The sequence below is a fragment of the Streptomyces sp. NBC_00390 genome (assembly GCF_036057275.1).
GTDB lineage: Bacteria > Actinomycetota > Actinomycetes > Streptomycetales > Streptomycetaceae > Streptomyces.
In genome coordinates this window covers 4,691,247-4,716,591 of record NZ_CP107945.1, presented here as the reverse complement: position 1 = coordinate 4,716,591, position 25,345 = coordinate 4,691,247, and the positions used below count along the sequence as shown (strand labels likewise).

Annotated in this window: 20 protein-coding genes; 10 read left to right on the top strand and 10 right to left on the bottom strand. The window is 72.2% G+C overall.

The annotated features are described in order from the left end of the window. Positions 1-329: 329 nt before the first annotated feature. Genes OHS70_RS20715 through OHS70_RS20705 form a run of 3 tightly spaced genes read right to left on the bottom strand, consistent with a single transcriptional unit; the run spans position 330 to position 3,649 of the window. Positions 330-1,310 (bottom strand): acyl-CoA dehydrogenase family protein, encoded by a 981-nt coding sequence (locus OHS70_RS20715; protein WP_328399285.1) that lies wholly within the window; start codon positions 1,308-1,310, stop codon positions 330-332. A gap of 9 nt (positions 1,311-1,319) precedes the next feature. Continuing rightward, positions 1,320-2,453: an acyl-CoA dehydrogenase family protein gene (locus tag OHS70_RS20710; protein WP_328399284.1), complete on the bottom strand. Its 1,134-nt coding sequence runs from the start codon at positions 2,451-2,453 to the stop codon at positions 1,320-1,322. Next, positions 2,453-3,649: an amidohydrolase family protein gene (locus OHS70_RS20705; RefSeq protein ID WP_328399283.1), complete on the bottom strand. Its 1,197-nt coding sequence runs from the start codon at positions 3,647-3,649 to the stop codon at positions 2,453-2,455. The genes OHS70_RS20710 and OHS70_RS20705 overlap by 1 nt, the downstream gene beginning before the upstream one ends. Before the next feature lie 151 nt (positions 3,650-3,800). Between OHS70_RS20705 and OHS70_RS20700 the strand changes: the two genes are divergently transcribed. After that, positions 3,801-5,297 carry a class I adenylate-forming enzyme family protein gene (locus tag OHS70_RS20700; RefSeq protein WP_328399282.1) on the top strand — a complete coding sequence of 499 codons (1,497 nt, stop codon included), beginning with the start codon at positions 3,801-3,803 and terminating at the stop codon, positions 5,295-5,297. Between the two features lie 27 nt (positions 5,298-5,324). On the opposite strand, the gene OHS70_RS20695 is transcribed toward OHS70_RS20700, so the two are convergent. Both OHS70_RS20695 and OHS70_RS20690 read right to left on the bottom strand, forming a co-directional pair. Then, positions 5,325-5,843, bottom strand: a complete 519-nt coding sequence (locus tag OHS70_RS20695) for an EF-hand domain-containing protein (protein ID WP_328399281.1) — start codon at positions 5,841-5,843, stop codon at positions 5,325-5,327. A gap of 111 nt (positions 5,844-5,954) precedes the next feature. Continuing rightward, a complete protein-coding gene (locus tag OHS70_RS20690; RefSeq protein ID WP_328405787.1) occupies positions 5,955-6,329 on the bottom strand; it encodes an STAS domain-containing protein in 375 nt (124 codons plus the stop codon). Positions 6,330-6,573: 244 nt separating this feature from the next. On the opposite strand from OHS70_RS20690, the gene OHS70_RS20685 reads away from it, so the two are divergent. Together OHS70_RS20685 and OHS70_RS20680 are read left to right on the top strand one after the other, a co-directional pair. Next, entirely contained in the window at positions 6,574-7,155 is a 582-nt protein-coding gene (locus tag OHS70_RS20685) for a sigma-70 family RNA polymerase sigma factor (protein ID WP_328399280.1), read from the top strand. Beyond that, complete coding sequence (locus OHS70_RS20680) at positions 7,152-8,564, top strand: maleylpyruvate isomerase N-terminal domain-containing protein (RefSeq protein WP_328399279.1); 1,413 nt, start codon at positions 7,152-7,154, stop codon at positions 8,562-8,564. The genes OHS70_RS20685 and OHS70_RS20680 overlap by 4 nt, the downstream gene beginning before the upstream one ends. A 122-nt stretch (positions 8,565-8,686) precedes the next feature. Here the strand turns inward: OHS70_RS20680 and OHS70_RS20675 are convergent, their stop codons facing one another. Then, positions 8,687-8,992, bottom strand: a complete 306-nt coding sequence (locus tag OHS70_RS20675) for a trypco2 family protein (RefSeq protein WP_328399278.1) — start codon at positions 8,990-8,992, stop codon at positions 8,687-8,689. Between the two features lie 36 nt (positions 8,993-9,028). Here OHS70_RS20675 and OHS70_RS20670 point away from each other — a divergent pair, with 36 nt between their 5' ends. Genes OHS70_RS20670 through OHS70_RS20660 form a run of 3 tightly spaced genes read left to right on the top strand, consistent with a single transcriptional unit; the run spans position 9,029 to position 15,719 of the window. After that, complete coding sequence (locus OHS70_RS20670; RefSeq protein WP_328399277.1) at positions 9,029-13,324, top strand: tetratricopeptide repeat protein; 4,296 nt, start codon at positions 9,029-9,031, stop codon at positions 13,322-13,324. Then, positions 13,321-14,457 (top strand): hypothetical protein, encoded by a 1,137-nt coding sequence (locus OHS70_RS20665; protein WP_328399276.1) that lies wholly within the window; start codon positions 13,321-13,323, stop codon positions 14,455-14,457. Before OHS70_RS20670 ends, OHS70_RS20665 begins: the two co-directional genes overlap by 4 nt. A 14-nt stretch (positions 14,458-14,471) precedes the next feature. Then, positions 14,472-15,719, top strand: a complete 1,248-nt coding sequence (locus tag OHS70_RS20660) for an extracellular solute-binding protein (protein WP_328399275.1) — start codon at positions 14,472-14,474, stop codon at positions 15,717-15,719. Between the two features lie 48 nt (positions 15,720-15,767). Here OHS70_RS20660 and purU read toward each other — a convergent pair whose 3' ends face one another. Both purU and OHS70_RS20650 read right to left on the bottom strand, forming a co-directional pair. Continuing rightward, complete coding sequence (gene purU, locus OHS70_RS20655; protein WP_328399274.1) at positions 15,768-16,619, bottom strand: formyltetrahydrofolate deformylase; 852 nt, start codon at positions 16,617-16,619, stop codon at positions 15,768-15,770. 45 nt (positions 16,620-16,664) lie between these two features. Beyond that, positions 16,665-17,111, bottom strand: a complete 447-nt coding sequence (locus OHS70_RS20650) for an SCO4402 family protein (RefSeq protein ID WP_328405785.1) — start codon at positions 17,109-17,111, stop codon at positions 16,665-16,667. Between the two features lie 173 nt (positions 17,112-17,284). On the opposite strand from OHS70_RS20650, the gene OHS70_RS20645 reads away from it, so the two are divergent. Continuing rightward, a complete protein-coding gene (locus tag OHS70_RS20645; RefSeq protein ID WP_328399273.1) occupies positions 17,285-18,601 on the top strand; it encodes an ABC transporter substrate-binding protein in 1,317 nt (438 codons plus the stop codon). A gap of 72 nt (positions 18,602-18,673) precedes the next feature. Here the strand turns inward: OHS70_RS20645 and OHS70_RS20640 are convergent, their stop codons facing one another. Next, complete coding sequence (locus OHS70_RS20640) at positions 18,674-20,149, bottom strand: hypothetical protein (RefSeq protein WP_328399272.1); 1,476 nt, start codon at positions 20,147-20,149, stop codon at positions 18,674-18,676. Between the two features lie 143 nt (positions 20,150-20,292). Further along, positions 20,293-21,675 (bottom strand): transcriptional regulator, encoded by a 1,383-nt coding sequence (locus tag OHS70_RS20635; RefSeq protein ID WP_328399271.1) that lies wholly within the window; start codon positions 21,673-21,675, stop codon positions 20,293-20,295. 370 nt (positions 21,676-22,045) lie between these two features. Between OHS70_RS20635 and OHS70_RS20630 the strand changes: the two genes are divergently transcribed. Genes OHS70_RS20630 through OHS70_RS20620 form a run of 3 tightly spaced genes read left to right on the top strand, consistent with a single transcriptional unit; the run spans position 22,046 to position 25,193 of the window. Next, the gene (locus OHS70_RS20630) at positions 22,046-22,711 is read left to right on the top strand and encodes a bifunctional DNA primase/polymerase (protein ID WP_328399270.1); all 666 of its coding nucleotides are present in this window, start codon (positions 22,046-22,048) and stop codon (positions 22,709-22,711) included. A 53-nt stretch (positions 22,712-22,764) separates the two neighbouring features. Further along, the gene (locus OHS70_RS20625; protein WP_328399269.1) at positions 22,765-23,577 is read left to right on the top strand and encodes an ABC transporter ATP-binding protein; all 813 of its coding nucleotides are present in this window, start codon (positions 22,765-22,767) and stop codon (positions 23,575-23,577) included. Between the two features lie 20 nt (positions 23,578-23,597). Beyond that, positions 23,598-25,193, top strand: coding sequence for a transporter (locus OHS70_RS20620; protein ID WP_328399268.1), 1,596 nt, complete (start codon positions 23,598-23,600; stop codon positions 25,191-25,193). Positions 25,194-25,345 lie beyond the last annotated feature (152 nt).

Sequence of the window (25,345 nt, the reverse complement as noted above, 5' to 3'; positions counted from 1 at the left end):
CGAGACAGCATGGTTGACGTACAGTCACCGCAACAAGCGCTTCGGGCATATTCCAGCGGGACGGAGTACCCATGGTGCATACTGTGCGACGCACATCGCGGAGCGTCGAACAAAGACGCCAAACGGGTACGCAAAGCCGGTCCGCACAGGCCGGAAGGCATATGTCCCCCGGTCCGGAGCGACCGCGTCGGCAGCACGGTGAGGCCCCGCGGGGCATCCCGTACTCACAGCGACTCCCATCCCACGGAGCGTACCCGAGGCGGGTCGCAACTCCGGGCCGTGACAAGTCGGACGAAGGACACAACCCGATATCAACGCACGGTGACGGATCAGAGTGCCAAGGCCAACGCCTCGGCCTGGATCTCCTCCGCACGGTCCGCAGTCAGCCACATCTCGGCCCGCAGCCACGCCCGTTTGAGGTGGAGATGGACGTCGGCCTCCCAGGTGAAGCCCATGCCGCCGAAGATCTGGAGGCAGTCGCGGGCATTGCCGGACGCCGCCTCGTCGGCGAGCAGTTTGGCGCCGGCCGTCTCGACGGGGTCGGCGGTGACGGCGGCGGCGTAGACGGCGGTGCGGGCGAGTTCGGCGCGTACCAGCATCCCCGCGCACAGATGCTTGACGGCCTGGAAGCCGCCGATGGGCCGGCCGAACTGGGTGCGTTCCCCGGCGTACCGCACGGCCATCTCGGTGGTCCGCGCGGCGGAGCCCACCTGCTCCGCGGCGGTCAGCAGCGTCCCGACCGGATCCGGGGGCGCGGGCCGCACCCGGTGCAGGGGGGTGAGCGGGTCCACGGACCGTACGGCCACGGCGTCCACGACCTCGCCGCGCACGACATCGGCGGCGTCCAGCCAGGGCACGAGCGCACCCGCGGCCGCGGTCACCACGGTCTCCCCGGTGGCGGCGCCGGGCACGAGTCCCGCGGCCAGATGGGTGGCCACGACCGGGCCGGGCACCAGCGCCCGCCCGAGTTCCTCGAAGACGACGGCGGCGTCGGCGAGCCCGAGCCCGACCCCGCCGTCGGCCTCCGGCAGCCGCAGCGAGAACACGCCGGCCTCCCCGAGCACGCGCCACAGCTCCCGGTCGAGCGGGGGTGACGACGTCGACCCGCCCTGCTCCCGGCCGGCCCCCCTCCCCCGGTCCCCGCCGCGGGATGCGGGCGCGGCCCGGCGGGCGGGGTCTTCCTCCCCGGAACGGCGGGAGGCCGGGGAGTCCAGCGCCGCCCGGAGCGCGGTGCGGTCCCAGCGGGCCGCGAGCAGTTCGCGCACGGCACGCCGCAATGCCCGCTGGTCCTCGGTCGGTTGGAAGTGCATGGCGCGCGCTCACCGGTCCTTCGGAAGGCCGAGGATCCGCTCGGCGACGATGTTCCGCTGGATCTGGGACGTGCCGGCCGCGATCGTGTACGACAGCGAGGACAGCCGGTCCAGCGTCCAGTCCCGCGACAGGTCCAGCGCGTCGGGGCCGAGGACCTCGGCGGCCGTGTCGTACAGCTCCTGGCGGGCGTGCGAGTAGTGGAGCTTGAACACCGAGCCGCCCGTCCCGGGGACGCCGCCCGTCGCCTGGGCCTCGCTGACGTTCCACTGGGTGAGCCGCCACAGCGCCGCGAACTCGGCATGCAGACGGCCCAGCCTGCGGCGCAGCACCGCATCGTCCCAGCGGCCGTTCGCTCGGGCCGTGCGGGCCAGTTCGCCCAGTGTGCGGCGGCAGGCGACGACCTCGCCGACGAAGGCCGTGCCGCGCTCGAAGGAGAGGGTGACCATGGTGACGCGCCAGCCGTCGTTCTCCGCGCCGACACGGTTCGCGACCGGGACGCGGACCTCGTCCAGGAAGACCTCGGCGAACTCCGTGGACCCGGCCAGCGTGCGCAGCGGCCGTACGGTGATGCCGGGCGCGTCCATGGGCATGGCCAGCCAGGTGATTCCGCGGTGCTTGGGCGCGGCCGGGTCCGTGCGCACCAGCAGTTCGCACCAGTCGGCCACCTCCGCGTGCGAGGTCCAGATCTTCGACCCCGTCACCACGTACGCGTCGCCGTCCCGCACGGCGCGGGTGCGCAGTGCGGCGAGGTCGGAGCCGGCGTCCGGTTCGCTGAAGCCCTGGCACCAGACCGCCTCGCCCGTGAGGATCGGCCGCAGCCAGCGCTCCCGCTGCTGCGCCGTGCCCTCCGCGGCGATCGTCGGCCCGGCGTGCAGCAGCCCGACGAAGTTGGCGCCCACATACGGCGCTCCGGCCGTCTCCGTCTCCTCCAGGAAGATCAGCCGCAGGGTCGGGGAGGCGTCCCAGTGGACGTCCGCGTACCCGGCGTCGTACAGCGCCCGCTGCCAGGCGGTGTCGTACTTCCGGCGTCCCGGCCAGTCGTCCGGCGACGGCTTCGGCGGCAGGGTGGGCAGCGCCACCGCCAGCCACGCGCGCAGCCGCGCCCGGAAGTCCTCCTCCTCGGCCGTGTACGTGAGGTCCACTAGCGGTCCAGATCCAGGTCCAGCATCCGGATCGCGTTGCCGCGCATCAGCTTGTAGACGGTCTCGTCGTCGAGGTCCTTCACATGGTCGAGCGCGACCTCCTTGGTGTGCGGGAAGGTCGAGTCGACATGCGGGTAGTCGGTCTCGAAGGTGGCGTTGTCCCGGCCGACCACGTCCAGCGACGCGACTCCGTGCTTGTCGCGGAAGAAGCAGCAGAAGATCTGCCGGTAGTAGTACGTGGACGGGGGCTCGGGGATCAGGTCGCGTACGCCGCCCCAGGCCCGGTGCTCCTCCCACACGTCGTCGGCGCGCTCCAGGGCGTACGGGATCCAGCCCATCTGGCCCTCGCTGTAGGCGAGCTTGAGCCGGGGGAACCTGACCAGCACCCCGCTGAAGAGGAAGTCCATCATCGAGGCCATCGCGTTGTTGAAGGACAGCGACGCCTGCACGGCGGGGGGCGCGTCCGGGGACGCCGCCGGCATCTGGGAGGACGAACCGATGTGCATGTTGACGACCGTGCCGGTCTCCTGGCAGGCCGCGAAGAACGGGTCCCAGTAGCCGCAGTGGATGGACGGCAGTCCGAGATGGGTGGGGATCTCGGAGAACGTCACGGCGCGCACGCCGCGCGCGGCGTTGCGGTGGATCTCGGCGACCGCCAGGCCGATGTCCCACAGCGGGATGATGCACAGCGGGATCAGCCGTCCGCCGCTGTCGCCGCACCACTCCTCGACCATCCAGTCGTTGTAGGCGCGCACGCAGGCGAGCGCGACCTCCTTGTCCTTCGCCTCGGCGAAGGTCTGGCCGCAGAAGCGCGGGAAGGTGGGGAAGCACAGGGACGCCTCGACATGGTTGAGGTCCATGTCCCTGAGCCGTTCCACCGGGTCCCAGCAGCCGCGCCGCATCTCCTCGCGGGTGATGCCCTCGAGCGTCATGTCGTCGCGGTCGAAGCCGACGGCGGCGATGTTGCGCTTGTACGGGAACTTCAGGTCCTCGTAGATCCACCAGTCCGCCGGCGGCCCGTCCGGGTCCATCGTGATCCGGTACTTCCCGCCGATGTACGCGAGCTCGCCGATCCCGGCGGTGAGGGGCCTCGGCCCGCGGTCGCGGTACTTCGCCGGAAGCCAGGTCTCGAAGAGATGCGCCGGCTCGATCACATGGTCGTCGACGCTCACGATCCGGGGCAGTTCCTGTTCCATCGAGGCCTCCGCTGCCGACTCACTTCTGACGGGTCGTCAGAAACCAGGCTAGCCCCGCACCCCTGGACCGACAAGGCGGCGGGCCCTACGCTCTCCCCGCACGACCTGACTGTCCGTCAGTTATGGCCATCGGTCGCCAAGGGGGTCCGGCATGCACGAGACCGCACACGCACTGGGTGAAGCCCGCACACTCTGGGAGCTCGTCGACCGCCGCGCCGCCCTCAGCCCCGGCCGCCCCGTCCTCCTCCAAGGCGACCGCACCCTCACCTTCGGCGGCCTGCGGGACGGCGCCGAACGGGCCGCCGCCGGCCTGTACGCCATGGGGGTACGGCCCGGCACGGTCGTCGCCTGGCAACTGCCCACCCGGATCGAGACGGTCCTGCTCTCCGTGGCCCTCGCCCGGCTCGGCGCCGTGCAGTCGCCGGTCATCCCGTTCTACCGGGACCGCGAGGCCGGCTTCGCGCTGCGCGAGTCGAAGGCCGAGTTCTTCGCCGTGCCCGGCGAATGGCGGGGCTTCGACCACACCGCGATGGCGGACCGGATCGGGGCGCGCGGTGTCTTCGAGGCGTACGCCTCGCTCCCCGACGGCGACCCCTCGACGCTCCCTGCGCCCCCGGTCCGGGGCACGGACGTACGCTGGATCTACTGGACCTCGGGCACCACGTCCGACCCCAAGGGCGTGCTGCACACCGACCGTTCACTGATCGCGGGCGGATCGTGCCTCGCGCACGCGCTGCGCCTGTCGCCGGACGACGTCGGCTCGATCGCGTTCCCCTTCGCCCACATCGGCGGTCCGGACTATCTGGTGATGCTGCTGCTGTACGGGTTCCCGGCGGTCCTGTTCGAGCAGTTCGCGCTGCCCGGCGCACTGGCGGAGTACCGCAGACACGGGGTGACGACCGCCGGCGGCTCCACCGCCTTCTACTCCATGTTCCTCGCCGAGCAGCGCAAACAGCCCGGCGAGAAGCTGATCCCCACGCTACGGCTGCTGGCCGGCGGCGGCGCGCCCAAGCCCCCGGAGCTCTATCACGCCGTCGTCCGGGAGATGGGCTGTCTGCTCACCCACGGCTACGGCATGACCGAGGTCCCGATGATCACGATGGGCTCGCCCGACGACACCCCCGAGAACCTCGCCACCACCGAGGGCAGGCCGCCCGCCGGGATGGAGATACGTATCGTCGACGGCGAGGTGCGGCTGCGCGGCGAAGCCGTCTGCCAGGGCTATCTCGACGGCGGCCGGTCGGCCGACGCCTTCGACGCCGACGGTTTTCTGCGCACCGGCGACCTCGGCCGGATCACCGAGAGCGGTCATCTGGTCCTGACCGGGCGCCTCAAGGACGTCATCATCCGCAAGGGCGAGAACATCTCCGCGCAGGAGATCGAGGAACTGCTGCACCGGCACCCGGCGGTGGGCGACGCCGTGGTGATCGGGCTGCCCGATCCCGAACGAGGCGAACGGGTCTGCGCGGTCGTCGAACGGGCGGCGGGAGCCGAAGACCTCACGCTCGACGCGGTGACCGCGTATCTGCGGGGGGAGGGCCTGTCCGTCCACAAACTGCCGGAGCAGCTCGAGGTGATGGATGCCCTCCCCCGGAACGACACCCTGCGCAAGGTGCTGAAGTACAAGCTCAGGGAGCGGTACGCGTGAGGCCGCGTGCCGGCGGTGCGCGTGGGGCTACTTCGGCTGCTCGGGAGTGACGTAGTACGAGGCGAAGCCGCTCAGGACCTCTTCCTCGGAGATCCGGCCGTCACCGTCCGCGTCCAGGGCCGCGGCGGCCTGGTCCGCGGACGGCGCCTCCACGCCCAGGGCACGCATCACCCGCGCCGCCGCCTGTGGTGTCACGCCGTTGCCGTCCTCGTCGGCGATGGCGATCACCGCGTGCAGGAACGGGCGGGCGATCTCGCCGAACCGGTGCGGATTGTCGCGCAGCCGCTTCACCGCGCCCGTGATGAACTCCTGACGGGTGACCCGCTGGTCACCGTCCACGTCGGCGATTCCCGCCATGCCCTGCCAGAACGCCTCGGCGCCGCTGTAGAGAGCCTGGCCCTTGTCGGACCGTGCGGTGACGGAGAACTCCGCCAGCAGGGCTGCCGCGGCCCCGCTGAAATCCTCACGGTCGATGTAGCCGTTGCCGTCCTGATCGAAAGCGGCGAAGCGGGAAGCGATCTTCCGCTCATACTCTGCGCTGTCCATGCGGGGAGAGTACGGCCCCGCGAGCTGACGCGTGTACGTACCCGGCCAATTGCATGGTGACGACATCCCGGCGAAGGGCAGGTGACGGGCGTGCGGGACCTCCGCCGAACGTCAGGCGGACAGCGGCCGGGCCCCCTCGTCGGTGGCCGAACCGGCGTCCGCGTACACCTCGAAGAGGCGGCGTACGCCCAGCGCGCCCAGCACCCGGTTGACGTGCGAGCCGTCCTCCGCGCCCTGTGCGGGCAGTATCAGGCGCAGCCGGCCGCGGCAGGAGCGCAGCAGCCGGCGGGTGGCGATCAGTACGCCGACACCGCTGGAGTCGCAGAAGAACACCCCGGACAGATCGAGCACCAGATCGTGCCGCCCGGCGGCGACCACATCATGGACATGCTGGCGGACCATGGGGGACGAGACGAGATCGAGCTCGCCGCACACGTGGAGCACGGTCCACCCGTCCTGCCGGGTCTCTGCCACATTGAGCATCACCACGTCCGGACCTCTCCTTGGGCCGGCCGCGCGCGACCGGAAGCCGTACTTCCACCGCCGCCTGCCCCACCGCTGTCCACTGAAACGCCATACCCGTCACCCAGGCCGCGGGGCTCTACCACCTGCGGCGGCTCCGGGGGATGTACTTGCCGCAAAGGGGAGTGCCTACGTCGTTAGGCGCACTACATTCGATGGAAGGCAGGACCGGAGCAGGGCAGGCACGGGCGTCGGGCTTGGGGGCCGCATGGCAAAGGACACACCACCGCGCTGGGACCGCAGGATGCAGCAGCGGCTCGCGCGGGGCGAGGCCGCCGCGCTCGGAGAGCTGTACGACAGGTTCGCGGCGCTCGTGCACAGCCAGGCCCACCGGGTGCTCGACGACGAGGACGCCGCCGACCAGGTCACCCGCGAGGTCTTCGGCTACATCTGGGAGAACCCGGACGCCTACGACCCCAAGCTGGGCTCGATGCGCTCCTGGGTGGCCAAACTCACCAACAGCCAGGCCGTGCACCGGCTGCGCGAGACCGAGGCCGCCGCGCTCGCACAGGGCGGCGGGGGCACATCGGAGGAGCTGGAGCAGAAGGTGCGCAGGGCAGCCGTGGCGGCCCGCGCCGACTACATCCGCACCTCCATGCCGGCACCGCTGCGGGCCGCGCTGGAGCTGGCGTACTTCGAGCGCAGGGACTACCGCCAGACCGCGGCGGATCTCGGGGTCACCGAGGACGAGGCCAGACGCCGGCTGCGCCTGGGCCTGCAACTGCTGTCCACCGCGCAGACCCGGTCGCTGGAAGGCTCGTCACCACCCGGCTACGGACGGTCGCTGTGAACGGGCCGCTGGACGGCGGTCCGGGGGACGGCCGCGGCGACGGCGGGCGCGGGAACGGGCACGACGAGGTACGGGGTGTTCCGCGCATACCGGGACCGCGGACTGCCGCGGACGACCTGGGGCCGGGCGCGTACCGTCCTGCGCCGCCACCCGATCCCGGGCCCGGGCCGCGCGCCGGGAACGACCCCGCCGCCACGGAGACCGGCGCAGGGAGCGCCGCGGGTGCCGGCAGCGGCGCCGCCGGGGGCGAACCCTCGTCCGGGGCCGGGTCCGGGTCCACGAGCTCCGGCGACGGGACGCCGCCGAAGGCCGCCCCGTCACACACCGTGCTGAAGTCGCTGCTGGGTGCCTGGGCCCTGTCCGCCTGTTCCGCCGAGGAGACCGCCGCCGTCGAGGAGCACCTCGGTGACTGCGCGCCCTGCGCTGACGAGGCACTGCGGCTGCGTGACGCGGTCGCGCTGCTGCACACCGACCGCGACCTCGATCTCGACCCGCTGCTGCGCTTCCGGGTCCTGGAGAACTGCCTGGGCCGCCGGCCCGCCCGTATCCCGGTGCCGGCCTGGGCCGATCCGTACGACGCGGAGACCGCCCGGCTCGATGCACTGCTGCGGGACATCGGCGACTCCGACTGGCACGCGCCGGTACGGCTCAAGTGGTTCGAGGGCAACCGCCAGGTGAACCGCCGGACCACCGTCGCCGGGGTCATCGGGCATCTGATGAGCGTCGACGGACTCGTCGCGAGCGCACTCGGGCTCGCCGACCCGCTGGGGAGCGGCGCACCGCGCCTGCCGGCCGAGCGCACCGAGGCGTACTGGAGCACTGCGGACCGGCCGCCCACGCGTACCGTCCGCAAGCCATGGCGCGAGCAGAGCCATGCCCTCGTCCGCACCGCCTCCTTCGCGGACCGCGGCGTGGCCGAACTGTCCGTCTCCTACGGAGGGTTCGCGCTGCCGCTGCAGGACTCGCTGCTCGACCGCGCCTTCGAGTGCTGGATCCATGCGGAGGACATCGCGGACGCGGTGGACTATCCGTACGAGCCGCCGAGCGGAAAGCACCTGAACCGGATGATCGATCTGGCGGCGCGGCTGCTGCCCGCGGCACTCGCCGAACGCAGACGCGCCGGGCTCGCCGCACCTCCCAAGCAGCTGGTCACGGCCGGTTCGCCGGGGCGCTCGCTGCACCTGGAGGTGGAGGGTTCGGGCGGCGGCAACTGGTACATCGCACTGGACTCCCCGGCCGCCGTCGGGTCGCCGGACCGGTCGGTCGCGCAAGTGGCGCTGGACGGCGTGGAGTTCTGCCGGCTCGTCGCCGGCCATGTATCGCCGGAGGAGGCCGCAGCGGGACAGGACGGGGACCGGGAGGCGATCCGGGACGTGCTGTTCGCGGCGGCCTCGCTGAGCCGTATCTGACGTCGTATCTGATGTCGTATCGACGGCTGCCCGAGACCGTGTCCGCCCGGCACCGGGCACGGCCGTCCGACGCCGGGCGCGGCCCGGGGCCGGTCCCGCCGGGCCGGGCCACGGTTTTCGGCTCACGGACCGCCGACGCTGATGTTCGGGTCGCCGTCGGCGCCGTGCGGCTTCAGCTCGATCCTGATGGTGTGCGTCGCATCGCGCGCCGCCGACCCACCACCGCCCGCCGTCAGCACACCGATCCGCAGCTCGGCCCTGCCGCTGCCCTCCTTGCGTACCTGCACCGCGAACTCCAGATGCACGCTCTCCACACTGAACCGGAGATCTCGCCCCGCCCCCACGCGCTGCGCCTGCTCCAGCTCGTCCCGGACCTGCCCGATCACCTCGGCCAGCCCCGCCACCGCGGTTTCGTCACGCTCAGCCATCGCGCACCCCGTCTCCCGTAGTTATCGTTGAGCAGTATGAGCGTGCTGCGTCGCACATCCAACTCCTCGCCACAGGAGGAGAGTTGGCGGGTCTGCCTGCTCCGCACCGCCGACCGCGCGGGCAAACCGCTGGGCGGGGGCGTACTGCTGCCCGGGGGTCTCGTACTGACCTGCGCGCACACCGTGCTGTCCCGGCCCGACCAGTCGGGCGCGCGCATCCCGCTCGACACCGTCTACGTGGACCTGCCGCGCGTCGCCCTGTCCGACGGCGGATGGCAGCCGGTCCCGGCACGGGTGCTGCGGGAGTATCTGGTGCCGCCCACCGGGTACTTCAGCGGTGACCTGGCGCTGCTCAAGCTGGATCACGAGCCGGATGTGCCGTATGCGGTGCTGCACCGGCAGATTCCGGCACGGGGGGCGATGGTGCATGTCATCGGCTACCCCGGCGACCTGCCGGGGGGCGAGGACGTCAACGCCCGCCTGATGAGCCAGGGCGGCCCCGGGCCGCGGTCGGAGTGGGTGCAGCTGGACACGCAGGGCCCGCCGTACGTGGTGCGGCACGGCTACAGCGGCTGCGGGGTGGTGGACAACAGATCGGGCCGGGTGATCGGCATCGTGGCGCACCAGTTCGGCACCCCGAACGCGCCGGTGCGGCAGGACCACGCGTACATGATCTCGACGGAGACGGTGCTCAGGCATCTGCCGCTGGAACGGCTGGGGCTGACGGTGACCGGGTCCCGCGCGATCTCCCGGGACGTGGCCGTCGCGACCGCCCGAACGGCGTCCGGGCGGGTCCCCGGGCTGCACCGCAGGCTGACCCGCTGGCTGGACGGCGAGCCGGGGACCGACCCGGTGGAGCTGGCCTTCGCCGGGGAGGGCGAGCACGAGCTGCTGCACACGATCAGATCCGTCCTCACCCTCGCCGACCGGGAACAGAGCCCGCCCGATCCGGCGCCGCCGTCGGGCACATCGGCGGGCGAGCCGCAGATCGGCAGCATCGACATCGCGGTCGACGCGACCAACCGGACGGCGGCGGACCTGGCCCGTCAACTGGCGGACCGGATGGGCCTGGACGATTCCGGCGCCCACACCGGGGACGACCGCCCGGAGCGCGGACCGGATGCGTCCGACGGCCGCGGACTGCGCGTGCCGCGCCTCGCCGGAGGCGCCCGGGACCCGGCCGGGCCCCCGGACGGTCCTGCCCCGCGTGCCAACCGTGGCGCTTGGACCAGCGGCTCCGCCCGACCCGGCGGGACCGTCCGGACCGTCGGCACCGCCCGGGGCAACCGCTCCGCCCGGACAGACGCCTCGGACGCCTCCACCCGGATCAGCCCCTCCGCCCCGGCCGACGGCACCGCTCAGCATCGGAGCACCGCCCCGGGTCAGGGCCCCGCGTCCGCTCCGTACCGCGACGTCCCTGCCGGCACCACCCGGACCGGCGAACCCGTCCGCTCCCAAGAACCCGTCCACTCCGACGACCACGCCGCCCCGGGTCAGGGCCCCGCGTCCGCTCCGTACCGCGACGTCCCTGCCGGCACCACCCGGACCGGCGAACCCGTCCGCTCCCAAGAACCCGTCCACTCCGACGACCACGCCGCCCCGGCCGGCGCCACCGCCCGGCCCGGCGGACAAGCCCGGCCCGGCGGCCCCACCCCGTCCCGCCTCCCCGACGGGGCAAGCGGCTCGTCCCCCGACGCCGCCCACACCGCCCTGCTCGACCTGATCGCGCACGAAAGCCCGCCGCTCATCGCCGCTTTCCTGTCCATCGACCGGTCCGCCTCCACCGACACCGAGATCGTGGACCTGCTACGCGCCCTCCTCGCCCGCGGGGACAGCAGACTCCTGCTCGTCTTCAGTGATCCGAGCTCCCCGCTCGTCGGCCGCATCCGCGCCGAACTGCTGCGGCCCGACTGGGCCGAGCACCGGGCCGAGCAGCTCGCGGCGCGGGTGAAGCGGCTCGCCGACGCCGAGCTGCGCTTACGGCAGCTTCCGGGCCCCGGCACCCCGGCCGCCGGCCGCCCGCGCCGACCCGAGGCACGGGCCCAGGCGCTGCGCGAGAGGCTCCGGCAGATCGGCCCCGGTGGTACACGCGCCGACGACCCCACCCTGCCGCAGGCGCAGTTCAGACTCACCGTCGACATCGAGACGGCCCTCCTCGACGTGGAGAGCGCCGAGCAGGAGCTGGCCGGGCCGATGGGCCCGCGCGAGTTCGTGGTCGAACCGCCCGGCGACGGGCTCACCGATCTGCCCGTCGTCGCCGTCCGCGACCCGGACGCGCTCGTCACCGCACCGGCCGGCCCTCATCTGACCGGCGGCGACCGGCTGCACCAGCAGTACGAGGTGGTCGGTCCGATCGGCCAGGGCAGCCACGGCCAGGTCTATCTGGCCCGCGATCTGCTGCTGGAGATGCGGCCCGTGGCCCTCAAGGGCATCCTCGACCCCGACGACCCGGCCGCCGTGCGCCAGGCCCATCAGGAGCGCCTCAGGCTGGTCAGCCTCAACCATCCGTCCGTCATTCGCGTGGTCAACTATGCCCGTCACCCGTCGACTTCGGCCGAGTTCATCGTGATGGAGTTCGCCAACGGGGCACCGCTGTCCTGGGTCGCGGCCCGGATGGCCGAGCAGCATCCGCCGTTCGCCGGCCCTCGGGTGCGGGAGTTCATCGTGTCGTACGGGCTGCTGGTCCTGGACGCGCTCAGCTATCTGCACGACCAGGAGCAGTTCGTCTACGGCGATCTGTCCCTCACCAACGTCCTGCACTGCGGCAACGGCATCAAGCTCATCGATGTCGCGGGCGTACGCAGACCGGGAGCACCCGGCCCGGTCAGCCACCGGCCGCCGGAGGCCGGGCCGGCCGGCGAGATGACAACCGCGGGCGACCTGTACACCGTCGGCGCGCTCCTCACCGAGCTGCTGGACAAGGATTTGGCACCGCCCGCCGACCTCGGGACCGAGTCGCTTCAGCGGGCCCTGCGGCGGGCGATGGAGCCCGACCCGCGACTGCGCTACGCGTCCGCGCAGGAGATGGCCGTCCAGCTGCGCGGGGTGCTGCGCGAGCTGCGGTCGCTGCGCCTGGGTGAGGAGACGTTCCAGCCGTCCCCGCTGTTCGACCCTGCGGCCATCGCCCTGGACGGCAGGCTGGGCAAGGCCCCGCCGCTCGAGCGCTGGCGGGCGGACGGCTCCGGCGACGGGCTGGGCGCGCAGGTGCCGGGCCCGTCCGAGGCGGCGGTCGCGCTGCCGGTGCCGAAACCGGACGAGGAGGACCTCAACTGGAAGGAGCTGCAGCGTACGTCGTACGAGGACCCGGCCGGCCTGCTGCAGCTCAGCGACGACTGGCTGCCGTCGCCGGAGCTGCATCTGCTGCGCTGCCGGCTGCATCTGGAGCTGGCCGGCGGGCGGCGGCGCAGCCGGGACGAGGAGCTCGTGACGGCGGCGATGGAACTGGACAAGGCACGCCGGCTGCTCGGCGAGCGGGCCTCGTACGACTGGCGGCTGGACTGGCACGAGGGGCTCACCGAACTCGCGCACGGCCGCCTGCCGCAGGCACTCGGCCGATTCGACGACGTGTACGCCGCGATCCCCGGCGAGTACGCGCCCAAGCTCGCGCTCGGCTACTGCCACGAGAAACTCGCCGACCAATGGCGCGGCGGCAATCCGGCCGCCGTACCGGACGCCGCCGCGCAGCGGAAGGCGCACGAGGAACAGGCCATGCGGTTCTACGACGCGGTGTGGCGGCGCAACCATGCGCTGGGGGCGGCCGCGTTCGGGCTCGCCCGGATCCATCTGGCCCGCCGGCGCCCGGACCTGGCACTGGCTTCCCTCGACGGGGTCCCGCCGGACTCCCGGCACCGCACGGCGGCGCGTACGGCGATGGTCCGCATCCACGCCGGGCCGCCGCAGGACGGGGACGTGCCGACCGTGGGATCGGCCGCCCGCGCGTTCACGGCCCTGCACCGGCTGGCCGGCTACGAGGGCCTCACGGACCGGCATGCGTACGAGCGCCTCACCGCGGAGCTGCGGGAGCTGCTGCTGAACCTGGTCGTGGCTGCGCGGGAGCGGGGCACGGGCAATCCGCTGGCCGAACTGCGCGCCGCCCTGCCACCGGCGATCCCCGTCCCCGCGACCGAACGCACACTGCGGGAGCAGCTCTCGGCGAGCTACCGCCAGCTGGCCAAACAGGTCGCGCGCACGGACCGGCCGCAGGGCGCGGCCCTCGTGGAGTCCCTGCTCGACAACGCCTACCGCACCCGCCCCCTGGGACTGCGCCACCACCGCCGCCCCGACCGCCGCCCCCGCCCGGCCTGGCTCGGGGGGCGGGGTGGCCGCGCATGACCCGTGGCAGAAGCCCCGCCCGGATCGTGCGCGGGACGGCCAGGCGGACACGGCGGCTCGCACGGAGGGCACCCTCGGTGCTGCCCGCACTGTGGCGGCGTGCCACCGGGCAGGGCGGCGGGGGACGGGCCACCGCCGCGTTCCTGCGGCGGCGCATGGTGGTGCTGCCCGCGCTCGCCGTCGTCGCGCTCGCGCTGTGTGCCGCTGCCTACAGCGATGTGCACGGGCGCTCGGAGCGGCTGCGGGACCGGTGCGTCCCCGCGCTCGTCGGCCTCGCGCAGGCCCGCACATCGCTCCAGCTCGCGCAGCAGCAGGCCGAGTTGCGGCTGCTCAAGGGCCCGCAGGTCGAGCTGGTCGAACTCGGGGAGACATATCGCTCGCGGCTGACCGAGGCCTCCCAGAGTCTCCACCGGGTGGCCGCGTCCGGCGCCCTGAGCAAGGGACAGGAGCAGGAGCTGCGGGTGGTGTCGGGGCTGGTTGTCGCGTACGACGACAAGATCGCCTGGGCCGAGCGCAACCGCACGAGCGATGTCCTGCGCACAGCGGGGATCGAGTACGCCGACGACATGCTGGGCAAGCCCACGGCCGGCCGGCATCCGCAGCCCACCACCGTGCTCGACCGGATCGCGGAGCTGGAGTGGCAGCTGCGCCGGGAGAGCGGCGAGCTCGCGGCCTGGAGCCCGCTGACGCTGGCCGCCGCGGCGGCTGCCGCGCTGGTGACGGGCCTGTTCGCGTTCGTGGCCGTCGGCACGTCGGTGTTCCTGCGGGACCGGCTGCGGCTGGTCAGCCTGCAGCTCTCCGCCGCCTGCGTACCGGTGCTGCTGACCCCCGTACTGCTTGCGGCCGGCGGCGCCGAGGAGCATGCGGCACAACAGCACGTGCGGGCCGAGGTCGTGGGTCTCACCGGGATCCCCGTGGGCGTGACGGCCCCGCGCGAGATCGAGGGCGCCGCGGCGGACGCGGCGGACGCGATGCGTGCGGCCCATCCCGACGGCTGGTCGCTGACCGCGGGCGTGGCCGTGCCCGCGGGCATCCTCGGGGCCCTGGCCTGCGGCGTGACGCTCTATCTCTACGGCAGGCCGTACCCGGCGGCCCGCCTCCCCCGCCGGAAGGACGCGGACGCAGACGTATGAGGAGCTTGAGGGCTGTGCTGGCTGGGTGCCTGCTCGCCGTGTCGGCCGTGGCCGGCGGCGGCTGCGCGGACTCCGGGGAGGAACGGACCCTGGTGGTGCTCGGGCCGTGGACGGACGGCGAGGAGAAACCGTTCGTGGAGGCGCTGCGGGGCATCGGGAAGAAGACCGGCCGCAGATACGTCTACACGGGCACGCGTTCGCTGCGCGAGACGCTGGTCGCGCAGCTGCAGGCAGGGGCGCCACCGGACGTGGCGATACTCAACAGTCCCGGCGAACTCGTCGAATACGCCAGGGCCGGGCATCTGCAGCCGCTGCCCGAGCAGGTGGCCGGGGCCGCCGTCCCCCCGTGGTCGCCGGCGGTCACCGTCGAGGACGCGGACGGCGAGCTGCGGACACGGGCGTACTGGGTGCCGGTGCGGGTCGATCTGAAGTCGGTGGTGTGGAGCCGCGAGGACACGGCCGGCAAGGTGCCGCGCTGGTGCCTGGGCATGGCGTCGGGCGCGACGTCGGGCTGGCCGGGAACCGACTGGGTGGAGGATCTGCTGCTGCAGCGGATGGGCCCGGGCGAGTACGAGCGCTGGGCGACGGGCGGCATGAAGTGGCAGGACACCGGCCCGGTGTGGCGGGAGTGGGGCCGGATGCTGACCGCGGACGGCCACGACCCGGGCCCTCGGGGCGTGTCGGACTCGTTCGAGCTGCTCGACGACGGCCGCTACGGGCTGCTGAACCGCGGCGACTGCACCCATGAGCACCAGGGTTCGTTCATCCGCCGTCACTACGGCGACGATGTGCGCCCGCTGCCGACCGCTCGCCATCTCGCCGCGCCGCGCGGCCGTTCCGTGAGCGGCGGGGCGTTCGAGGTCTCCGGCGACATGGCGGCGGTGTTCAAGCCGAGTGCCGCCGCCTGGGACCTGCTGGGACGTCTCAGCTCGAAGCAGGCCCGCACCGACTGGGCGAACACCGCCCTGCCGGGCGAGCGTCCGTTCTTCCCTGGCGGCACGGCCGGCTCCGTCCCTCTGTCGCGCAGCACACGCGATCTGCAGAATCTGTTCGACTCGGCGGGCCAGATCTGCATGGACGCCTCGGACGCGATGCCGCCGACCCTGCGGGACGCCTTCCACCGGGCCGTGCTGGAGTTCGTCGGCGACCTGGACGACAAGGCACTGCTGGGCCGGCTGCTCGACCGGCTGGAGGCGGAACGCGTGCTGCAGAGGAAGGAGGAGGCTTTCGTCCTGGACGATCTGTGCGACAGCCCGGTGTGACGGGTTGCGCCGCGCCCGTTCCGGCCGCCGGGCCGCCGGCCGGGTACGTCAGGCGAAGACGACCGTGCGGCGTCCGTTGAGCAGGATGCGGTGCTCCGCGTGCCACTTCACCGCACGCGCCAGCGCCTGGCACTCCACGTCGCGGCCGATCGCCACCAGCTGCTCCGGGGTGACCTCGTGACCGACCCGCTCGACCTCCTGCTCGATGATCGGGCCCTCGTCGAGGTCCGCGGTCACATAGTGCGCGGTCGCACCGATCAGCTTCACACCCCGGGCATGCGCCTGGTGGTACGGCTTGGCGCCCTTGAAGCTCGGCAGGAACGAATGGTGGATGTTGATGATCCGGCCGCTCAGCTGCTTGCACAGATCGTCGGAGAGCACCTGCATGTAGCGGGCGAGCACCACCAGCTCGACGTTCTCGGCGTGCACCAGCTCCAGCAGCTGCGCCTCGGCGGCGGACTTGTTGTCCTTCGTGACCGGGATGTGATGGAACGGGATGCCGTACGAGCCGACCAGCCCGGCGAAGTCCTCGTGGTTGGAGACGACCGCCGCGATCTCGACGGGCAGCGCACCGGTCCTGGACCGGAAGAGCAGGTCGTTGAGGCAGTGCCCGAATTTGCTGACCATGAGGACGATCCGCATCCGCTCATCGGCGAGGTGGATCTGCCAGTCCATCTGGAAGGCGTCGCCGACTGCGGCGAAGCTGGCCCGCAGCTTGTCCACGGTCACCGGAGAATCGGCCGAGAAGTGGACCCGCATGAAGAACAGGCCGGTGTCCCGGTCCCCGAACTGCCGGCTGTCCTCGATGTTGCAGCCGGTGATGAAGAGATAGCTCGACACGGCGTGCACAATGCCCTGCTTGTCCGGGCAGGAAAGCGTGAGGACGTACTGATCGGTCATCCTTGTAGCCTGCCATACACGGAGCGCAGGACCAGAAGGAGTCCGTCAGGCGGACCGGGTCATGATCCGCAGCACGTCCAGCGAGCGGGGCGGCACGTCCGGGTCCTCGCCGTCGTTGGCCGCGAGGCGCATGTGCGCGTCCCGCGCGGCCCGTACGGCCTCCGGCCAGCCGTGGTGCTCCATGTACGCCGAGACGGGAGCGTCCGCCCCCACCTGGTGCATGATCCGGAGCACGCGCAGCACGGCGACGTCGACCAGGGCGGCCTCGCCGGAGTCCCGGAAGATCGTCCCGACGTACTTCTCGGCGGACCAGTTGTCCAGCCAGGTGTCCTCGACCAGGCGGTAGACGGCGTCCGTGACGTCGCCGTACCCCTCCAGTCCGGCCAGCCAGCACTCGTGGTGGAAGACGGGGTCGGAAAGCATGTGCAGCGCCGAGCGCACATTGGCGCGCCAGCGCCACCAGGGCATGTCATTGAGCGGCATGCCGCCCATGGTGGAGGAGCGACGGCCGCGACGGGAAGGGGGGACGGAACCTTGCTGCACGCCGTCGATCGTACGTTCCCTCACCGCCCACACATTCCCACCCCGGCAATTCACTTTCTCGTCACTTATCGTTGACCATCGCTCACTCCCCCGTTCCCTGGGAGGCGGAAGTGTGCAGAGCCATGACCGGTTGGCGTCGTTCCTCCTCCCCCCGCCCCTCCAGGACCACGCAAGTCCGCTCCGTGTGTGTGACGGCCGTGGCGGCCGGAGCGACATTGATCGCCGGCTGCGGCGTACTCCCTGGCGGTCCGGGGGGCTCCAGGGAGCCCGTCACAGTGATGACCTTCGCACCCGAAGAGACCCAGGCGACGAACATGCCCGGCATGCCGGCGATGGCCAAGGCGTATGCCCGGTGGGCCGAGTCGATCGGCGGCATGAACGGCCACGAGCTGCGCGTGATCACCTGCAACGAACAGAACACCCCCACCGGCGCGGCCGCCTGTGCCCGACGCGCCGTCAAGGAGAACGTCGTCGCGGTCGTCGGCTCGTACAGCCAGCACGGCGGCGCGTTCATGGCCCCGCTCGAGGCCGCGGGCATCCCCTTCATCGGCGGATACGGCATATCCGACGAGGAGTTCACCAGTTATCTGTCCTACCCCGTCAACGGCGGCCAGGCCGCGCTTCTCGCCGGCAACGGCAAGCAGCTCGCCCGCGCCTGCGACCGTGTCTCCCTCGTACGACCCGACACCGTGGCCGGTGACGAACTGCCGGAACTCCTCAACGCGGGCCTCACCGAAGGCAGCCGGAAGAGCTCCGCCGACGTCCCGGCCGCCGAGGACGCCACCGACTACACCGAGCGGGCCATGCAGGCACGCAAGAGGGCGGCCGACCAGACCTGGGCCAAGGTCGCCGAGGGCGAGCGGCCCGGCTGTGTCACGGCCGCGCTCGGCGAACGGACGGAGACCTTCTTCGACTCCTTCCGCCGCCTGCCCGAAGACGGCCGGAACATACGGATCTCCTCGGTCACGGGCAGCGTCGACCAGCCCCTCATCGACCGCACCGGCGGCCGCGAAGGCCCCTTCGAGGGCGCGTTCATCACCAGCTGGTACCCGGACGCCGCCGACCAGCGCTGGGCCGACATGCGCAGGGTGATCCGCGACCACGCGTTCGACGACGACAGCATCGACCCGGCGGACGCGGGCGTACAGACCACATGGATCGCGTACACCGTTCTCAACGCCGTGATCCGCTCGCTCGACAGCGACCGGATCACCCCCGGTCGTATCTCGCACGCGCTCGACCAGGGTGTGGAGGTGACGACCGGCGGCCTCACGCCCCCACTGCGCTGGGGGTACGAGGACATGCTCGGCGCGTCCAGCCATCCGCGGATCGTCAACCGCAGTGTCACTTTCCAAGTGGTGCGCAAGGGACGGCTGGTGGACCAGCAGAACGCCTTCGTGGACGTGGGCCGGACACTGAACCGGACGTCGTCCGTCTGAGGCCTTTTCACCAGCCGCCGAACGCGAGAACGCGAAAGGGGCGCGTCCTGACGGACGCGCCCCTTTCCCGGCTCAGAGCTGGTCGCTGCGACGCTCCGTCAGGTCGTAGGTGCGGGCGATGGAGTTCCACAACCCGGACGCCTCGTTCTTCGCCCTGGTCGCCTCACCGCTCGCCCGGGTGGCCTGGGCCGTCTGTCCGGTGCTGCGGGCCCTGCCGTTCTTGCAGCCCTTCTTGCCCTTCACCTGGACCGCCCAGGACGCGTAGTGGTCGTCGGCCGACGCCGACGCCTGCCAGGCCTTGGTGAGCGCCGCCGTCAGCGCCGCGTTGTTCGGCAGCTTGTCCACGCTCACACCGCCGAGCCTGGTCACCAGCGAACGGCGCTGCGCCGCCGCGTCCCGCAGATCCGCGGCGGCCTGGTCCAGGTTCTGGCAGACCTTGATGTTCTCCACCGAGCGGATGACGGCGGCGCGGCTGCTGTTGCTGTCCGCGAGGAGCTTGTCGAGCTCCTTGGCCTGCGTCTCGGCCGGGTCCACCGGGGCGTCGGACGACGGGCTGGACTTCGCCCTCGGCCCCTCGGAGCTCGCGGCGACAGGGCCGGCATCCGGCTCCTTCTCGTCGTCGCCACCGAACATCACGGCGCTGAGACCGAGTCCGAGCACGGCGCACCCGATGACAAGAGCGGCCACGACCGGTGCGGTGGAGCGCCGCCGGGGCTCGGGCTCGGGGTCGTCGTACGGGGCCTGCTGGTAGCCGGGCTGCTGCTGACGGCCGGACGGGGCGGACGGCCCTGCGTCGAAGCGCGGCATCTGCTGCGTGGAGTCCGGGAACTGGTCCGCGGGCCCGTCCGCACGGAAGAGGCTGTCGAACTCGGCCGGGGGCTGCCGGTCGCCCGGAGCGCCGGGCCGGATGCCGAACGGAGCCCCGGAGGGTGCCGGGGGCACCGCCCCGCCCGGTACCGGCGCGATGTACTGGGTGGCATCCGCGTCGCCGGCGGGCGCTGCGGCCTGGAGCGGGCGGGTACCCAGGAACTGGGTCGACTCGGCCGGAACCTCCGGCGGCAGCGCGCCGGGATGCGCGGCCCCGGCCGGGGCGCCGGGGACGACCGGCGGGATGTACTGGGTCGCGTCCGCGTCGCCGGCGGGAGCCGCGTAGGACGGCACTGCCTGCGGCAGCGGCCGGCCGTCGTATCCGGCGGGCGATCCCTGGGAGGGCTGCGCCGGATACCCGTATCCGTGCGTCGGCTGCGTCGGCTGCTGCTGTACCGGCGGGTACGGTGGAGCCGCCTGGGCCTGCGGTTGCTGCGGCAGAGGACCCGGCTGGGCCTGCTGGGCCTGCTGCGGCCCCCAAGGGTCGCCCCACGGCCGCCCGCCTGCCGGAGCCGCATGCGCCGCGCCGGCACCGGAGGCACCTGGCGCACCGGAAACACCGTGGGCACCAGGAGTGCCGGGTATCCAGGGCTCACTGCCGTCGGCGGGCAGCACGATGCCTTCGTGCGCGGGCTGTGCAGCAGGTATCTGCTGCTCGCCGCCCTGTCCGCTGTGCGTCACCGGGACACTCCTACATGTGGACCTACGGAATCGTCGGTTCACGCTACCGGGTGCCCCGAGGGCCGCGCACACACGTGTGAAACCAGTAACAAGATGCGGACGTACAGCGCTGTTAGATGCCCCACATCCGCGGAACGCGGGCGTCAGGCGGCCATGGTGTGCACCCGTGTCCCGAACTCGCGGACCGCCGGCTCGTTCGCGTACGGCTCCAGCCTGAGCTGCAGGTCCTCCAGATACTCGGCCCCTCTGCTCGAGCGCAGCGTGCCCAGCAGCTCCACCGCCCGCGTGCCCGTGCAACAGGCCTGTTCCACCTCACGCTGCTGCACCTGTGCCGAAGCCAACAGCACCAGTCCGATGGCGCGCCGCCGGGCCCGTGACTCCGGATGCCCCTCCAGCGCCTGCGCGGCATGGCGGGCGGCGGCCTCCGCCCGGCCCAGGTCGCGGTAGCAGTGCGCCAGCTCGTCGGCGAGATAGGCGTGATCGAAGTGCGCGATCCAGTCGGGGTCGTCGCCCGCCGACGGCTCGGCCCGCTCCAGCGAGGCCACCGCCCTGCCCATCACCTCCTCGCACGTGCGGATGTCCCCGAGCAGCGCGTGCCCGCGCGCCTCTGCGGCCTGGAACATCGCCTCGACCCGCGGGGTGACCTGCCCTCGGGCGCCTTCCTGCGCGGCCCGTGCCAGCTGGGCGATCTCCCGCGGGTTGCCCAGCTCGGCGGCGAGATGACTCATGGAGGCAGCCAGCACATACCCGCCGTACGCACGGTCGCCGGCCGCCTGGGCGAGTCGCAGCGCCTGGATGTAGTAGCGCTGGGCGAGGCCCGGCTGGCCGGTGTCCACCGCCATGTACCCGGCGAGTTCGGTGAGGCGCGCGACCGCGGCGAACAGCTCACGTCCCACGGCTTCGCGGTAGGACCCCGAGAGCAACCCGGAGACCACGCTGTTCAGGTAGTGCACGACGACGGGCCGGACATGGCCGCTGCCGAAACGGTGGTCCAGCGCGTTCAGCGCCGAGGTCATCGCCCGGACCGCCTCGACGTCCGCGGGTCCGATCCGTGCCCCCGCGGTACGCGCGACCTGACTGTCCGCTCCCGTGATCAGCCAGTCGCGGCTGGGCTCCACGAGCGCGGAGGCGGCGACCGCCGACCCGGACAGGAATTCGCGGCGGCCCACATCACTGCGCCACAGCTCGCAGACCTGCTCGATCGCGCCGAGCACGGTCGGCGCGAACTGCAGCCCGACGCCGGTGGCGAGGTTCTTGCCGTTGGCCATGCCGATCTCGTCGATCGTGACCGTACGACCGAGCTTGCGGCCGAGCGCCTCGGCGATGATCCCGGGTGCGCGGCCGCGTGGCTGCTGCCCGCGCAGCCAGCGGGCCACCGACGTCTTGTCGTAGCGCAGATCCATGCCCCGCTCCGCGCCGACCATGTTGACGCGGCGTGCGAGCCCGGCGTTGGAACACCCCGCTTCCTGGATGAGTGACTGCAACCGCTCGTTCGGCTGACGGGCGACGAGAGGCCTGGCTGCCATGAACTACCCCCTGATGCCTCGGTGACCGCCGGTCCGCGACGGACGACGTGATGAACGACGTCATCGACGCACGATCAACGCCTTGATCACTGCCCGGCGGAAATACGGAGAATGCATGGTTGGTCTGGTTCATTGCACTGGTCGCTTTTGCCGGATGCCGTACGGGATGTCGGCCCGTCCGCACAGGTCGTGCACAGCCCCCGGCGCATCCCCCTGCCAGGGACTACCCACCGGTCAGGGTGCGGCCCCCTGCGCGCCCCCACCCGTGCATCTGTGCGCCCCGCGTGCAGGATCGATGCTCCACCGCCGCGCCGCGGCAGGCCCGTAACCCGGGGTGGTGGCCGTAGTTGAGTGTGTCGTGGAAGAGACCATGGGAGTCACGAAGGCCGCGCAGATCCCCAAGCAGCGAGGGGAGCACCTGGTGGACGTCGCCGTGCGATATGCCGAAGAGCGGCACTGGGACGTGTTCCCCGGCACCTGGCTGGAGGCCTCGCACGGCGCCGAGCACTGCTCGTGCGGCGCCGCGGACTGCCCCGCGCCCGGAGCCCACCCCACCAGGCCGGACTGGGCCGGCCAGGCAACCGGCAGCGCCACCGCCGTCCGCCGGATGTGGTCCAAGCAGCCCAAGTCCTCGATCCTGTTGCCGACCGGGCGCACCTTCGACGCGATCGACGTCCCCGAATCGGCAGGCTTCCTCGCCCTGGCCCGCCTCGAGCGCATGCGTCTGCCGCTCGGCCCGGTGACGTGCACCCCCGACCGCCGGATGCTCTTCCTCGTCCTGCCCGGCGCGGCGTTCAAGGTTCCCGACCTGATCCGGAGCCTCGGCTGGGCCCCCAGCGCTCTCGATCTCACCGGCCGCGGAGAGGGCCACTACGTCGCGGCCCCGCCGACCCGGATCGGCGGCCACGGCGCGGTGCAGTGGGCGCGCCACCCCACCCGCGCCAACCGCTGGCTGCCGGACGCCGAGGAGCTGATCAGCCCGCTGGCCTACGCATGCGGCAGGGAGGCGGCCGCCGACCGGGCGCGACACGCTTGACGCGTCCGTAGGGTGGACCCGTGGATGCGGGACTCCGAAAGGCGCGAGATCACATGCCGGACCAGGCAGTTGGCACCGGGGGCGGGTCGCCGAAGACGCCGCCCGCCGTTCATGTAGAGGGACTGTGGAAGCGGTTCGGCGAGCAGGTCGCCGTCGCGGGGATCGATCTCACGCTGCCCTCGGGCAGGTTCATCGGCCTGGTCGGCCCGAACGGCGCGGGCAAGACGACGACGCTGTCCATGGTCACCGGGCTGCTCCGGCCCGACCAGGGCCGGGTGGAGGTGGCCGGGCACGACGTCTGGCGTGACCCGGTCCAGGTGAAGTCCCGGATCGGTGTACTGCCGGAAGGACTGCGGCTGTTCGAGCGGCTGTCGGGCCGTGAACTGCTCGCCTACAGCGGCCGGCTGCGCGGCCTGCCCGGCGACGAGGTCGACAAGCGCGCCGCCCAGCTGCTGGAGGTGCTGGACCTGGCCGGCTCCCAGCACAAGCTGGTCGTCGACTACTCGACGGGAATGCGCAAGAAGATCGGCCTGGCCTCGGCGCTGCTGCACAACCCCGAGGTGCTGTTCCTGGACGAGCCGTTCGAGGGCGTCGACCCGGTCTCCGCCCAGACGATCCGCGGGGTCCTGGAGCGCTACACCGCCTCCGGGGCGACCGTGGTGTTCTCCAGCCATGTGATGGAGCTGGTGGAGTCGCTGTGCGACTGGGTGGCGGTGATGGCGGCGGGCCGGATCCGCGCACAGGGCACGCTGGCCGAGGTGCGCGGGGATGCGCCGTCGCTGCAGAGCGCGTTCCTGGAGCTGGTCGGGGCGAGCGGCCGGAACACGGCCGAGTCGCTGGACTGGCTCGGCGGCGGTGCACGTTGAGCACCGCCGCGGTCACGCCGGTGAGCACGGCCGCCCTCACCGGGATCTTCGTACGCCTCAAGCTGTCGCTGCTGCGCAACGGCCTGCGCCAGTCGTCCGGCCGCACGGCGGCATTCGTCGCCTCGCTCGTCATGACCCTGCTGCTGGCGGCGGGCCAGCTGATCGGCCTGGTGGTGCTGCGGGGCAACGCCCACGCCGAGTCCGTCGTCGTGCTGCTGACCGCCGTGCTGGCGCTCGGCTGGGCCGTGATGCCGCTGTTCTTCCCCAGTGGTGACGAGACGCTCGACCCGACCCGGCTGGTGATGCTGCCGTTGCGGCCGCACCCACTGGTGGTGGCGCTGCTCGGCTCCTCGCTGGTGGGCATCGGGCCGCTGTTCTCGCTGTGCCTGGTGGTGGGGTCGGCGTTCGCGCTGGCGCACGGGGCGTTCGCGCTGGTCGTCGCCGTGGTCGCCGTCCCGCTCACCCTGCTGGTGTGCGTGGCGCTGGCCCGGGCGGTGGCTGCGGGAAACATCCGGCTGCTCACCTCGCGCAAGGGCCGTGACCTGGCCGTGCTCAGCGGCCTGGTGATCGCCATCGGCTTCCAGGTCGTGAACTTCGCCGCTCAGCGCATCGGCGCCGCGGGCGGCATCGGCGCGCTCGACCCGGTGGCGGAGATCGTGCAATGGGTGCCGCCGGCGTCCGCGATCGGCGCGGTGGGAGCCGCGAGCGAGGGCTCCTACGGGGTTGCCGTCGCCCAACTCGCGCTGTCGGCCGGGGCGCTGTACGCCCTGCTGTGGTCCTGGCAGCGCAGCCTCACCAAGCTGATGACGGCCCCGGACGGCTCGACGCTCGCGGCGGCGACGGAGCCGAGCCGCAAGGAGTCGGTGAGCGGGCTGCACCGGCTGCTGCCCGAGGGGCGTACGGGCACGGTGATGCACCGCAGCCTGCGCTATGTGTGGCGGGACCCGAAGACCAAGGCGGCGTGGGTGACGTCGCTGGCGATCGGACTGATCGTGCCGCTGTTCAACGCGCTTCAGGGTACGGGCTCGATCTATCTGGCCTGTTTCGCGGCCTGGATGCTCGGTATCCAGATGTACAACCAGTTCGGCCAGGACACGTCGGCGTTCTGGATGGTCGCGTTGACGATCTCGTCCACTCAGGACGCGTACGACGAACTGCGGGCCCGGGCACTGGCCCTGCTGGTGATCATGCTCCCGTACATGGCGCTGGTGTCGACGGCGACCGCGGCCGTCCTGGGCGAGTGGCAGGGGCTGCCGGAGGTCATGGGACTGTCGTTCGCCCTGCTGGGCGCGATGCTGGCGACCGGCGCGCTGGCCTCGGCGCGTTTCCCGTACTCGATCCCGCAGGACAGCGCGTACAAGAACGTGGCTCCGGGGCAGGGCGGGCTCGCCTGGATCTCCATCTTCGGCGGCATGATCTCGGCGGTGCTGATGTGCACCCCGCTGATCGCGCTGACGATCTGGCTGCATGCGTCGGACTTCGAGTCGGCGCCGTGGCTGATGCTGCCGGTGGGGACGGCGTACGGCGCGCTGATCGCCTGGGCGGGGGTGCGGCTGGCGGCACCGCAGACCGCACGCCGGCTGCCGGAGATCCTGACGGCGGTCAGCAAGGGCTGAACGGACCATCGCTCTGCGGGAGTTCGCATCCGTGAAGTATGGTGGCGGTCATGTCCACGCCGCAGAGTCCGTATGGGCAGCCGAATCCGTACGGTCGGCAGCCGTACGCGCAGCCCGGTCCGTATACGCCACAGCCGTACGCACAACAGCCT